Source organism: Rhodobacter capsulatus (assembly GCF_052363175.1).
GTDB lineage: Bacteria > Pseudomonadota > Alphaproteobacteria > Rhodobacterales > Rhodobacteraceae > Rhodobacter > Rhodobacter capsulatus_D.
The window spans coordinates 2,901,296-2,912,747 of sequence record NZ_CP198946.1; the positions used below are offsets into that span (position 1 = coordinate 2,901,296).

Here is an 11,452-nt window from a genome sequence, read left to right on the forward strand (position 1 = left end):
CTGATGAAACCGCTCTCTCTGACCCTTGCGCTCTGCGCCTTCGCCCTGCCCGCCGTGGCACAAGACACCACCCCCGCCGCGCTGATCGCGGGCTACGAGGCGGCCGCGGGCGCCAAGGCCGATCCGGCCGCCGGGCGTGATCTGTTCCTGGCCAACCACACCGGCGGCAAGCCCGACACGCCGTCCTGCACCACTTGCCACACCAATGATCCGACGAAAGCCGGTCAGGCCCGCACCGGCAAGGCGATCGATCCGCTCGCCCCCTCTGCCACCCCCGCGCGCTTCACCGACAGCGCCAAGGTCGAGAAATGGTTCGGGCGCAATTGCGATTCTGTCCTCGGCCGCGCCTGCACCGATGCCGAGAAAGCCAATCTCATCGCCTGGCTTTCGTCCCTCTGACCTCTGGAGATCCTGATGATCCGTCCTGCAAGCCTGATCCTCTGCCTGGCCCTTGCCGCCACCCCCGTCTTCGCCGAATCCGAGGAGGAGGAAGAGGGCGAAGGCGGGTTCCGCACCGCCGTCGCCGCGAACCCGACGTTCCAGACCGAATGCGGCAGCTGCCATATCGCCTATCCGGCGGGCTTCCTGCCGGCGCGGTCGTGGAGCGCGATCATGGCCGGGCTTGACGACCATTTCGGCGAGAACGCGACGCTTGACGACAAGACCCGTGCCGAGATCGAAACCTACCTGACGCAGAACGCCGCCGATGTGCAGACGGGCTGGGGACGGCGGGATCCGGCCCAGGGGACGACGCCGCTGCGGATCAGCGAATTGTCGTGGTTCGTGCGTGAACACGGCCGCGAGGTCTCGGACCGGATGAAGACGAAGGCGAAATCGATGTCGAACTGCTCCGCTTGCCATCAGGGCGCCGCACAGGGCTATTTCGAAGACGACTGAGCCTGCGGGCAGCACAGAGGACAGGCCCCGGTGCAGCACCTGCGCCGGGGTTTCGGCGTGAAGGAAGGAACGGAAGAATGAAGATCGACGAAGAACTGCAGCGGCTGATCCTGACAGTACTGACCATTCTGGGCATGGGCGTCGGGGGCTTTGTCCACTGGGTCTTTCCCGGCCTTGGTGCGGGCTGGGTCGAGGGTCTTGCGATGCTCTCGGTCTTCCTGACGGGCGGCGTTCCGGCGGCGATCCGGGCGGGCGGCGCGCTGATCGAGGAGCGCCAGCTCGACATCGACCTGCTGATGGTCGTCGCGGCCCTTGCCGCCGCCGCCGTTGGCGCCGCGCTTGAAGGGGCGGTGCTGCTGACCCTTTTCAGCCTGTCGACCACGCTCGAACACCGCGCCATGGGCCGCACCCGCCGCGCCATCGAGGCGCTGATGGACCTGCGCCCCGACCGCGCGCTGAAGCGCGTGGGCGAGACCGTCACCGAAGTCGCCGTCGAAGAGCTGCATCCGGGCGATGTCGTCATCCTGCGCCCGGGCGCGCGCGTGCCCGTCGATGGCGTCATTATCGAGGGCGAGGGATCGATCGACGAAAGCACGATCACCGGCGAATCCGTCCCCGTGCACAAGGCGCCCGGCGCGCAAGTCTTTGAAGCGACGGTCAATCTTCACGGCGTCCTCGCCATCGAAGTGCGGCGCGAACTCGGCGAATCCACCGTCGCGCGGATGATCGCGCTGGTGACCGAGGCGCAGGCGGCCCGTGCGCCCTCCGAGCGCTTCTCGGAATGGTTCGGGCAGCGCTACACCATCGCCGTGCTTGCGGGCGCGATCCTCGCCTTTGCCGTCTTTGCCGCGATGGGCCTTGGCTGGCAGGCGGCGCTTTACAAGGCGGCAACGCTGCTCGTCGCCGCAAGCCCTTGCGCCATCGTGATTTCCGTCCCGGCCGCGATCCTCTCGGCGCTCTCGGTCGCGGCCCGCGGCGGGGTGCTGTTCAAGGGCGGCGCGGCCTTGGAAACCTTGGCGCAGGTCGAGACCTTCGCCTTCGACAAGACCGGCACGCTGACGACCGGGCGGCAGGAGATCGTCGACATTCATTGCGAGGGGTCCGAGGACGCCTTCCTCGCCCGGCTGGCGGGCATCGAGGCGCAGTCCGAACATCCGATCGCCGAGGCGATCCGGCGTCTGGCCGAGACCCGCGGGCTGACCCCCGTGCCGGTGCGCGAGGCGAAGGCGGTGCCGGGCGAAGGCATGGTGGCCGTCGATGACGCGGGGGTGATCTGGGCGGGCAATGCGCGGCTTGCGGCGCGGATGGGGGCGCGGGCGGGCGCGGATCTGGCGCTGCCGCCGGTTCTGGAAAACGCGCCGCGGACGCTGGTTCTGCTGGGGCGGGGCGCGAAGATCCTCGGCGGGGTGACCTGCGAGGATCGCCCGCGCGCGACGACGCCTGCGGGGCTGGCGGCGCTGCGGGCGGGCGGCGTGGGTCACATCGCGATGCTGACCGGCGATCGCCGCCCGGTGGCGGAGCGGATCGGGGCGGAGCTGGGCATCGGCGCGGAGGAGATCCACGCCGATCTGCGCCCCGAGGACAAGGTGCGTCTGGTCGCCGATCTGACCGCGAAGGGCCGGGTGGCTTTCGTGGGCGACGGGGTGAACGACGCGGCGGCGCTGGCGCGGGCGGATGTGGGGATCGCGATGGGCGCGGCGGGCTCGGAGGTTGCGTTGCAGGCGGCCGATGTGGCGCTTCTGGCCGATGACATCGCGCGTCTGGCCGAGGCGCATCGGCTGGCGCGGCGCACGGTACGGATCATCCGGCAAAACCTGATCTTCGCGATGGGGGCGATGACGGTCCTTGTGACGACGGGTCTCTTCTTCCACCTGCCGCTGCCGATCGCGGTGATCGGCCACGAGGGCGGCACGGTGCTTGTCGTGCTCAACGGCCTGCGGCTGCTCACCGACCCGATCCGAAAGGGAAAGGACGGCTGAGCGGGGGCCTCAGCCCAGCAGATCCTCGACGAAGAGGGCCGCGAATTGCGCGCGGCCCGACACGCCCGCCTTGGCATAAACCCGTGTCATCTGCGCCCGCACCGTGCCCGCGGCGGCACCGCGCAGCGTGGCGATCTCGGCCACGTCGAGCCCCTTGAGAGCGAAAAGCGCCACGTCCCGCTCGGCCGGGGTCAGGGCCCAGCGGGTGAATTGCGCCTCGATCACCTCGGCCAGAGCGCCACGCGCGACCTCCAGCGCCTGCGCCTGGCTCTGCACCGTCTCAAGCGTGCGGCGCAGCTGCCAGCCGCTCGTGACGATGCCAAGGATCAGCGCGAGCGAGACCAGCGCCTCGACCGCGGATTCCGGGCCGAGCCCGTCCAGATCGATATCGGCCGCCGCATCGCCCATGAAGAAAAGCGCCGCCACCGCCTGCACCAGCACCACAGCCGCAAGGGCGGCAGACTGCCGCCGCCCCGCATCCTTCGCAAAACCGGGCAGCTTCATGCCTTGCCCCGGCCCAGCATCGGCCGCACCAGATTGCGGCCAAGCGCGCGGCTTTCCACCACCACCCCGCCCACATGCAGGGCGGCAAGGATCAAAAGCAGATTGGCCGCGGTCTCGTGGATCGCTCCCACGATCTTTCCTCCGTCGCTGTCGCGCTCATCATCCTCTGCGGGCGCCTGTTTCACAAGGGCCGACCAGTCGCCCGAATTGACCGCGGCCTGATCGGCGGCAATCGTCATCGGGCTGCGGCCCCCGGTCATCACGAGCCCGGTCAGCGTCACGGTCAAAAGCAGCGCCCAGAGCGTGTAGACCATCATCGCACCAGCCGGATTGTGCGAGGGATATTCGCGCGGTCGTTCCCGGCGCACCAGCCCGCCCAGATGCGACAGGGCCTTGAAGGGCGCAGGCGGAAAGCTCGCGAACCGCGCCGTGGCCGGACCGACAAAGCCCCAGCCCAACCGCACCAGCACGATTGCCAGCACCGCCCAGCCAAGCCCGACATGCAGCGCGGCCCCCGGCTTGTCGATCAGCCCGTTCACCAGCACGGCCAGCGCGACGAGCCAGTGCGAGAGCCGCACCAGCGGGTCCCAGACGGGGGGCGTCACGCCCCCCGCGGGATCCGTCTTGAGAGACGGAGCGCGCCCCATCAGTCGCCCGCCTTGATCTCGGTGACGACGCCCGATTTCGGATCGATCACCACTTCGAAGGTCTTGCCGTCCTCGTCCTTGCAGATCGCCTCGACCTTGCCGTCTTCGGCTTCGAATTCGGACACCGCACAGCCCTTGGCGGCGATGGCGGCCTTGGCATCATCGGGGTTGGTGCCGACGACATCCCCCACGACGGGCATGGCGAAGGCGGCGAAAGGCGAAAACGCGAGGGCGCTGGCAAGCAGGATCTTTTTCATCGGTCACTCCATCGGTGGATCAGCCCGGATTGGGCAAGCCGTTGTGGCTGAACCGAAATTGACCGGCAAAAACGGCGCGGTCGATCAGCCTGAAGCTGATTTTGGCGGGCGTAAGCGGCTGCTTACGCCCGTTCAAAGCCTTGGAAACCGGGCCTCAGCGCGGATGGAAGACAAAGGAGCGCATGGAAATCGACCCCAGATCGATCGAGTCGGTCATGAAGGTCAGATCGTCGCGCGCATCGGAGGCGCCCGCGATGGTGAGCGTCGGCAGATAGTGATCGATGCTCGGATGGGCGATCGGCAAGAGCGGCCCAAGCCCGGCGCGGTCGGACAGCGCGGCGAAGTCGCGGGCCTGCAGCCGGTCGGTGAAGAGCCGGTCGAACTCCAGCGCGAAGTCATGCGGTTTCGCGTTCTTGCCCCAGGTCACCGCGCGCAGGTTATGCACCACATTGCCCGAGCCAATGATCAGCACGCCACGGTCGCGCAGTTCGGACAGCGTCCGGCCGATCTCAAGCTGATGCGCCAGATCGCGGCCCATGTCGATCGAGACCTGAAACACCGGCACATCCGCATCGGGGTAGAGAAACTTCAACAGCGTCCAGGCGCCGTGATCGAGCCCCCAGGTGTCGTCGCCCTCGGCATGGTGGCTGGCGAGCAGCGAAACCACCTCGCGCGCGAGGGTCGGATCGCCCTTCGCCGGATATTGCTGATCGAAGAGCGCCTGCGGAAAGCCGTAGAAATCGTGGATCGTGCGCGGCACCGCCGAGACATCGACCAGCGTCGTGCCGCGGGTCATCCAATGCGCCGAGACGACAAGGATCGCTTTCGGACGCGGCAGGCTGCGCCCAAGCTCGGTCCAGGCGCGGCTGAACGCCGTGTCCTCGATCGCATTCATCGGGCTGCCGTGACCCAGAAAGACCAGCGGCATCCGGTCGGAGGGGGAAAGCCGGTCGCGCAGCGCCGACAGAGAGGAAACGGGGGGCATGGCAGTCTCCTTGTCAGGGGGCCGCCCGCGCCGGACGCGGGCGGCGTTGCGGTCAGGCGAATTGGCCCAGTTTGCGTTGCAGAACCGGCACGCGCAGGGCAAAGGCCCCGGCGCCCAGAAGCGCGATCACCACCTGGATGATGGCCCAGAACAGCGGGAATTCCCAGCCGCCACCCTCGCCCGAGAAAAGCCAGCCATTGCCCGAATGCACCCAGGTCGCGCCGAGCAGCACCGGGATCTGCGCCAGCGCCACAAGCCGCGTCGCGACGCCGAGGATCAGCGCAAGGCCGCCCACAAGTTCGGCCAGAATGGTCAGATAGGCAAAGGCGCCCGGCAAGCCGAGGCTTTCGAAATAGCCGACCGTGCCGGCGATGGTGAAGACATTAACCTTCAGCAGGCCGTGGGCAAGGAAGGTCACACCCGAAGTGACGCGCAGCAGCGTGGCGGCATAATCGGAAACGGCGGGGGTCTTGATCATCTTGATCTCCTGTGCAGGGCCGCCCGACGCGGCCTTTCTCTGCATCTGAAATACGCCTTGCAGACCATCCATGAAATGACGAACATCCGGAATGACTTTCGCCGATTTGTTCCGAATGAGGAGCCGATGGACATCACCGAAGAATTGCGCGCCTTCGTCGCCACGGCGCAGACCGGGTCTTTCACCGCCGCGGCCGATCAGCTCGGGGTATCGAACCGGCTGACCTCGAAATATGTGGCCGAGCTTGAGGCGCGGCTGGGCGTGCGGCTTTTGCAGCGCACCACCCGGCGCGTCGGCCTGACCCCCGCGGGCGAGGATCTTCTGGCCCGCGCCCCTGCCCTTCTCGACGATCTGCAGGATCTTCTGGCCGAAGTCTCGGAAGGCTCGCGCGGGTTTTCCGGGGTGATCCGGATCTCGGCCCCGGTGACCCTGGGCGAGATCTATGTCGGCGGGATGCTGGCGCGGTTTGCCAAGGCGCATCCGGGGTTGAGCTTCGATCTGCGGCTGAGCGACAGTTTCGCCGATCTCGCGCGCGAGGGGATCGACGTCGCCTTTCGCATCGGCCGCTCGGACATGCTGTCGCTGAAGGCGCGGCGTCTGGGCGAGAGCCATGCGGTCGTCGTCGCCAGCCCCGCCTATATCGCCGCGCATGGCACCCCCGCGCGCCCCGAGGATCTGGCCGACCATGCCTGCATCGTCGACACGAACCGGCAAAACCCGCGCCGCTGGGCGTTTCAATCGGACGGTGGCGCACATGTCGTGACGGTTCAGGGGCGCTTTCACGTCAACTCGGCGCGGGCGGCGGCAGAACTGGCGGCGGCGGGCTTCGGCATCGCCCATGCACCGCGGTTTGCCCTGTTCGACGCGCTGGCAACGGGGGCGCTGGTGCCGCTTTTGACCGCGTTCGACAGCGCCCCGAGCCCGGTCAGCGCAGTCTATCTGGAAGGCCGGGTGCTGCCGCGCAAGCTGCGCGCCTTGATCGATTTCGCCGCGGACGACATCCGCCACGCCGGAATTCTCTAGCTGTCCGATCCCGGGCCTGGCGGGCCAGATGCCTTGTCGCCGCCAGTCACCCGCTGTAATCCTGCCGCATGCGCCTCCTTGAGAACATCATCAGCGACCGCGGTTCGAAATATGCGGTGTCGGGTGGCCCCTGCGCAACCGAGGATGACGCAAGAGCCTTCGTCAAGGCTTTGTGCCGCGACAAGAAATTCGCCAAGGCGACGCACAACAGCTGGGCGCTTCTCTGTGCCGGGGCCGCGCTGAAGAACGACGATGGCGAGGCCGGGGCCGGCATGGTGATCCTGCGCATGCTGGAGCGCGAGGGCCTGCGCGATCACATCATCGTCGTGACGCGATGGTTTGGCGGCAAGCATCTGGGCGGCGATCGCTTCCGCCATGTGCAGGAGGCGGTACGGATCTACCTTGCGGATCTGCAGCAGGACCGCCCCTGAGCCCCCGCGGCCAACGCCCGCCCGAAGCGGGCCGGGCGCGGCCAAAGGGGATCTCAGCCCCGTTGCGCGGCAAAGGGGGCGCGATATTGCGCCTGCCGCTCCAGCATCCAGCCCGGATATTCCGCCGGAAGCTTCGTCACGGCATCCAGCGCCAGCAGATCTTCGGTGGACAGGCTGACCTCGGTCGCGCGGATGTTGTCGGCCAGCTGCTCGATCCGCTTTGCGCCCACGATCACCGAGGTTACCACCGGCTGATGCAGAAGCCAGGCCAGCGCCACCTGTGCCACAGTGCAGCCCTTCGCCGAAGCGATCTCGCGCAGCACCGCAATCGTGGCATCGCCCCGCGCCAGATCGACGGGCGGGAAGTTGAAGCTGGCCCGCCGCCCCTCGGTCGCCGTGCCATCGCTGTATTTGCCCGAGAGGAACCCACCGGCCAGCGGGCTCCAGACCATCAGCCCGATGCCCTCGCTTTGCAGCATCGGCACGATCTCGCGTTCCAGATCGCGGCCGACGAGCGTGTAATAGGCCTGCAGCGACAGGATCGGCGCCAGCTGCCGCGCCTCGGCGATGCCCACCGCCTTGACGATCTGCCAAGCCGCCCAGTTCGACAGGCCGATGTAGCGCACATGCCCCTGCCGCACGAGCGTATCGAGCGCCTCGAGCGTTTCGGAGATCGGCGTCAGCGGGTCGAAGCCGTGGATCTGATACAGGTCGATGTGATCCATCTGCAGCCGGGAAAGGCTCGCCTTCGCCTGCGCCAGAATGTGCGCGCGCGACGCCCCGCGGGCATTCGGCCCCTCGCCCATCGGGCCGAGCACCTTGGTCGCGATCACCACATCATCGCGGGCAAGGCCAAGATTGCGGATCGACTGACCGAGAATCCGCTCGCTCTCGCCGCCCGCATAGACATTCGCGGTGTCGATGAAATTGATCCCGGCGTCGAGCGCGGTCTTCACCAGCGCATCGGCCTCGGGCTGGCGCAGCTGGCCGATCTGGCCCCACATGCCGTCAGCGCCGCCAAAGGTCATCGTGCCAAGGCAAAGTTCGGAAACCAGAAGGCCGCTCGGGCCAAGAGTGCGATAGCGCATGATCTTTCCTTTCGTGACAAAAACCCGGGGCGATGGCCGCCCGGTTGTGGCGAAGATAGGACCACCCTGCTCCGGTCCGCGACGCCGATCCTCGCGAATTCTTGCACGATCCTCTCATTCGGGGCGATTGCGGGATGCGCTGCCGGGCAAGGGCGGTTAGCGTGACGGACATGGACACCGAGAGCCTTGCCCCGCTGAAAGACACGGTCACCCGCCTGTGGCAGGCGCATGGCCGCGAAACGCCGCTCGACGGGCTGTATCTGACCGCGGTTTCGGCCCCGACCGGACCGATCCATGCGGTTTACCGCCCCTCGCTCTGCGTCGTGGTGCAGGGCGCCAAGATCAGCATGCTGGGAGATCGGGCTTTTCGCTATGATGCGGGGAAATGCCTGATCGCCTCGATGGAGGTGCCGATCCGCGCCGAGATCACGCAGGCCAGCCCGGATCACCCCTATCTCGCCTTCAGCCTGGCCCTCGACCCGACCACGATCACGGAACTGCTTTTGGAAACGAGTGCCGCTCCCGTTCTTCCAGTCAGCCCGGCATTGTCGGTTCAGAGCCTCGGCGCGGAACTTCTGGATCCGCTTGACCGGCTCCTGCGCCTGTGCGACCGCCCACGCGACCTTGCGATCCTTGCCCCGCTCGTGCGGCGCGAGATCACCTGGCTGCTTCTGAACAGTCCGATGGGATCGGTTCTGCGCCAGATCGGGCTTGCAGGCAGTCTGACGGCCCGCATCGGCCGCAGCATCGCCCGCATCCGCGAGAATTTCGCCGACCCGCTGAGCATCGGCCAACTTGCCGATGTGGCGGGCATGAGCCCGGCCACTTTTCACCGCCATTTCAAGGCGGTCACCGCGATGACGCCGGTGCAATATCAAAAACAGCTGCGGTTGCAGGAAGCGCGGCGGCTGCTTTTGTCCGACGCCGCCGATGTCGCGCGCGTGGGATACGCGATCGGCTATGAAAGCGCCTCGCAATTCAGCCGCGAATATCGTCGCATGTTCGGCGCTCCGCCCGGCCGTGATGGGCTCGCGATCCGCAAAGGGCTCGCCACACAGCCGGATCTGTGAGGGACGTCATCGCACGACCGGTTGCGGTGCCGCGGCGTATTCCCGGCAGGGTGTGGTGAATCGCCGGGTTGATCTTTGATCCGGCACGACCGTAGGAGAGCGCCGCGAACAACAGCACAAGATCCCAGCGATGCAACCAGCGTCGCACACCTGCCCGTCTTCCCGGTGAAGACGAAGGTGCGAGGGACACAGAGGAGACTGGCGTTTGGAACTGATTCATAACTTCTTCGAGTGGCTGAACGGGATCGTCTGGGGCGTTCCGATGATCGTCCTGATCATCGGAACCGGCTTCTACCTGCAGATCCGTCTGGGCTTCATGCCGATCCGCAAGCTGATCTACGGCTTCCGGATGATCTGGAAAAGCCGCACCCCCGGCGCGGATTCTGAGGGGGAAATCACCCCCTATGCGGCGCTGATGACCGCGCTTTCGGCCACCATCGGCACCGGCAACATCGCCGGGGTCGCGACCGCCATCGCGGTTGGCGGCCCGGGAGCGCTTTTCTGGATGTGGGTCACCGCCTTTGTCGGCATGGCGACGAAATACGCCGAAGTGGTGGTCGCGGTGAAATATCGCGAAGTGGACGACAAGGGCGAACACGTCGGGGGCCCGATGTTCGCGATCAAGAACGGGTTGGGCCGGAACTGGGGCTGGCTCGCCACCGCTTTTGCCTTCTTCGGCGGGCTGGCGGGCTTTGGCATCGGCAACATGGTGCAAGCGAACGGCATCGCCAGCGCGGTGCAGAACGCCTTCGGCATCGAGACCTGGATCTCTGGCGTCGTGATGACGGTGCTCACCGGTCTGGTCGTTCTGGGCGGGATCAAGCGCATCGGCGCGGTGGCCGAACGGGTCGTGCCCTTCATGGCGATCGTCTATCTGGTCTGCGTCAGCATCGTGCTGATCGTCTTTGCCGAAAACATCCCCTCGGCCTTTGCGACCATCATCTCCGATGCCTTCACCGGCACGGCCGCCGCGGGCGGGTTCCTTGGCTCGACCATCCTGATGGCGATGCAAAAAGGCGTGGCCCGTGGCATCTTCTCGAACGAGGCAGGGCTTGGCACCGCCGGGATCGCGCAGGCTTCGGGGGCGACCTCGAACCCGGTGTTCTCGGGCGTGATCGGGATGATGGGGACCTTCATCGACACGATCATCATCTGCACGCTGACGGGTCTGGCGATCATGGTCACCGGCGTCTGGACGAGCGGCGAGACCGGGGCGATGCTGTCCTCCTCGGCCTTCGAAGCGGCGATGCCGGGCTATGGCAAATACCTGCTGACGATCTCTCTGGCGCTCTTTGCCTTCACCACGATCCTCGGCTGGGCCTATTATGCCGAGAAATGCTGGGAATTCCTGCTGGGCACGATCAGCGAAAAGCCGTTCCGGGTGCTTTGGACCATCGCGGTCTTCTTCGGGGCGACGCTGAGCCTCGATTTCGCCTGGTTGGTGGCGGATACGCTCAATGCGCTGATGGCGATCCCGAACCTGATTTCGTTGCTGCTGCTCTCGCCGATCATCGTCAAGCTGACGCGCGAGTATTTCGCCCCGGGTGGCGAAGGCGGGAACTGACCTGCAATTGGCCGGGGCGTCTGGTTGGATGCCCCGGTCCCCATAGGCACCGGCGGCAAGCCCCTCAATGCGTCCAGTTCGCGCGCCGGTTCGTGGCGAAATTCTCGCCATAGCCCATCGGACGGATATTGACCGAACGCTTATGCCCCTCGGTCACGGTATACTCCAGCCCCTGTGCCTTCGCGAAAGCTTCCGCAGCCTCACGGCTTTCGAACTTCAGACGGACCTGCGCCTGAGTGTCATCGGTTCCGGTCCAGCCCATCAGAGGATCGAGATCACGGGCATCGGCTTGCAGGAAATCGAGATACCAGAGTTTCGTTTTCGCCTGACCGGATTGCATGGCGTTGCGGGCCGGTTGGTAGATGCGTGCGCGCATGGGATCCCCCTTTTCTTGTGCAAAGTCCTAGGCCGATCCGAAGAAAAATTCAAGCTCTGCATACAATGGTGTGCAGAGATGGCATCCGAGCTTGGTCGCCCCGAGCGCGTCTCAGATTTTCAGGAGGGGGTACTACCGGCCGGGCTTGGGGAG

Annotated in this window: 14 protein-coding genes; 7 read left to right on the forward strand and 7 right to left on the reverse strand. The window is 66.4% G+C overall.

Annotation, left to right across the window (positions count from 1 at the left end):
• Positions 1 to 3: 3 nt before the first annotated feature.
• The 3 genes from ACTTAI_RS15175 to ACTTAI_RS15185 all read left to right on the forward strand — a co-directional run bounded on the left by ACTTAI_RS15175 (position 4) and on the right by ACTTAI_RS15185 (position 2,876).
• Positions 4 to 399, forward strand: coding sequence for a DUF1924 domain-containing protein (locus ACTTAI_RS15175; protein WP_444452352.1), 396 nt, complete (start codon positions 4 to 6; stop codon positions 397 to 399).
• A 15-nt stretch (positions 400 to 414) separates the two neighbouring features.
• Positions 415 to 897: a diheme cytochrome c gene (locus ACTTAI_RS15180; RefSeq protein WP_444452353.1), complete on the forward strand. Its 483-nt coding sequence runs from the start codon at positions 415 to 417 to the stop codon at positions 895 to 897.
• Between the two features lie 77 nt (positions 898 to 974).
• The gene (locus ACTTAI_RS15185) at positions 975 to 2,876 is read left to right on the forward strand and encodes a cation-translocating P-type ATPase (protein ID WP_444452354.1); all 1,902 of its coding nucleotides are present in this window, start codon (positions 975 to 977) and stop codon (positions 2,874 to 2,876) included.
• A gap of 9 nt (positions 2,877 to 2,885) precedes the next feature.
• Here the strand turns inward: ACTTAI_RS15185 and ACTTAI_RS15190 are convergent, their stop codons facing one another.
• The 5 genes from ACTTAI_RS15190 to ACTTAI_RS15210 form a co-directional block, all read right to left on the reverse strand.
• A complete protein-coding gene (locus ACTTAI_RS15190; protein ID WP_444452355.1) occupies positions 2,886 to 3,380 on the reverse strand; it encodes a helix-turn-helix transcriptional regulator in 495 nt (164 codons plus the stop codon).
• The gene (locus ACTTAI_RS15195) at positions 3,377 to 4,027 is read right to left on the reverse strand and encodes a cytochrome b/b6 domain-containing protein (protein WP_444452356.1); all 651 of its coding nucleotides are present in this window, start codon (positions 4,025 to 4,027) and stop codon (positions 3,377 to 3,379) included. The genes ACTTAI_RS15190 and ACTTAI_RS15195 overlap by 4 nt, the downstream gene beginning before the upstream one ends.
• A complete protein-coding gene (locus ACTTAI_RS15200; RefSeq protein ID WP_444452357.1) occupies positions 4,027 to 4,284 on the reverse strand; it encodes a PepSY domain-containing protein in 258 nt (85 codons plus the stop codon). The genes ACTTAI_RS15195 and ACTTAI_RS15200 overlap by 1 nt, the downstream gene beginning before the upstream one ends.
• A gap of 154 nt (positions 4,285 to 4,438) precedes the next feature.
• Positions 4,439 to 5,269 (reverse strand): 4,5-DOPA dioxygenase extradiol, encoded by an 831-nt coding sequence (gene ygiD / locus ACTTAI_RS15205; RefSeq protein ID WP_444452358.1) that lies wholly within the window; start codon positions 5,267 to 5,269, stop codon positions 4,439 to 4,441.
• A 52-nt stretch (positions 5,270 to 5,321) separates the two neighbouring features.
• A complete protein-coding gene (locus tag ACTTAI_RS15210; RefSeq protein ID WP_444452359.1) occupies positions 5,322 to 5,747 on the reverse strand; it encodes a DoxX family protein in 426 nt (141 codons plus the stop codon).
• 126 nt (positions 5,748 to 5,873) lie between these two features.
• Between ACTTAI_RS15210 and ACTTAI_RS15215 the strand changes: the two genes are divergently transcribed.
• Entirely contained in the window at positions 5,874 to 6,770 is an 897-nt protein-coding gene (locus ACTTAI_RS15215; protein WP_444452360.1) for a LysR substrate-binding domain-containing protein, read from the forward strand.
• A 68-nt stretch (positions 6,771 to 6,838) separates the two neighbouring features.
• Positions 6,839 to 7,201 carry a YigZ family protein gene (locus ACTTAI_RS15220; RefSeq protein WP_444452361.1) on the forward strand — a complete coding sequence of 121 codons (363 nt, stop codon included), beginning with the start codon at positions 6,839 to 6,841 and terminating at the stop codon, positions 7,199 to 7,201.
• 53 nt (positions 7,202 to 7,254) lie between these two features.
• Here ACTTAI_RS15220 and ACTTAI_RS15225 read toward each other — a convergent pair whose 3' ends face one another.
• Positions 7,255 to 8,289: an aldo/keto reductase gene (locus ACTTAI_RS15225; RefSeq protein ID WP_444452362.1), complete on the reverse strand. Its 1,035-nt coding sequence runs from the start codon at positions 8,287 to 8,289 to the stop codon at positions 7,255 to 7,257.
• 170 nt (positions 8,290 to 8,459) lie between these two features.
• Between ACTTAI_RS15225 and ACTTAI_RS15230 the strand changes: the two genes are divergently transcribed.
• Together ACTTAI_RS15230 and ACTTAI_RS15235 are read left to right on the forward strand one after the other, a co-directional pair.
• A complete protein-coding gene (locus ACTTAI_RS15230) occupies positions 8,460 to 9,359 on the forward strand; it encodes an AraC family transcriptional regulator N-terminal domain-containing protein (protein ID WP_444455783.1) in 900 nt (299 codons plus the stop codon).
• A 205-nt stretch (positions 9,360 to 9,564) separates the two neighbouring features.
• Entirely contained in the window at positions 9,565 to 10,923 is a 1,359-nt protein-coding gene (locus ACTTAI_RS15235) for an alanine/glycine:cation symporter family protein (RefSeq protein ID WP_444452363.1), read from the forward strand.
• Between the two features lie 64 nt (positions 10,924 to 10,987).
• On the opposite strand, the gene ACTTAI_RS15240 is transcribed toward ACTTAI_RS15235, so the two are convergent.
• Positions 10,988 to 11,299, reverse strand: coding sequence for an ETC complex I subunit (locus tag ACTTAI_RS15240; protein WP_444452364.1), 312 nt, complete (start codon positions 11,297 to 11,299; stop codon positions 10,988 to 10,990).
• Between the last annotated feature and the right edge of the window lie 153 nt (positions 11,300 to 11,452).

Bases quoted from the DNA above. Each gene is read 5' to 3' on its own strand.
- ACTTAI_RS15200 (WP_444452357.1), bottom strand. From the start codon at position 4,284: ATGAAAAAGATCCTGCTTGCCAGCGCCCTCGCGTTTTCGCCTTTCGCC.
- ACTTAI_RS15225 (WP_444452362.1), bottom strand. From the start codon at position 8,289: ATGCGCTATCGCACTCTTGGCCCGAGCGGCCTTCTGGTTTCCGAACTT.
- ACTTAI_RS15210 (WP_444452359.1), bottom strand. From the start codon at position 5,747: ATGATCAAGACCCCCGCCGTTTCCGATTATGCCGCCACGCTGCTGCGC.
- ACTTAI_RS15230 (WP_444455783.1), top strand. From the start codon at position 8,460: ATGGACACCGAGAGCCTTGCCCCGCTGAAAGACACGGTCACCCGCCTG.
- ACTTAI_RS15220 (WP_444452361.1), top strand. From the start codon at position 6,839: ATGCGCCTCCTTGAGAACATCATCAGCGACCGCGGTTCGAAATATGCG.
- ACTTAI_RS15215 (WP_444452360.1), top strand. From the start codon at position 5,874: ATGGACATCACCGAAGAATTGCGCGCCTTCGTCGCCACGGCGCAGACC.
- ACTTAI_RS15190 (WP_444452355.1), bottom strand. From the start codon at position 3,380: ATGAAGCTGCCCGGTTTTGCGAAGGATGCGGGGCGGCGGCAGTCTGCC.
- ACTTAI_RS15195 (WP_444452356.1), bottom strand. From the start codon at position 4,027: ATGGGGCGCGCTCCGTCTCTCAAGACGGATCCCGCGGGGGGCGTGACG.
- ACTTAI_RS15180 (WP_444452353.1), top strand. From the start codon at position 415: ATGATCCGTCCTGCAAGCCTGATCCTCTGCCTGGCCCTTGCCGCCACC.
- ygiD (WP_444452358.1), bottom strand. From the start codon at position 5,269: ATGCCCCCCGTTTCCTCTCTGTCGGCGCTGCGCGACCGGCTTTCCCCC.
- ACTTAI_RS15185 (WP_444452354.1), top strand. From the start codon at position 975: ATGAAGATCGACGAAGAACTGCAGCGGCTGATCCTGACAGTACTGACC.
- ACTTAI_RS15240 (WP_444452364.1), bottom strand. From the start codon at position 11,299: ATGCGCGCACGCATCTACCAACCGGCCCGCAACGCCATGCAATCCGGT.
- ACTTAI_RS15175 (WP_444452352.1), top strand. From the start codon at position 4: ATGAAACCGCTCTCTCTGACCCTTGCGCTCTGCGCCTTCGCCCTGCCC.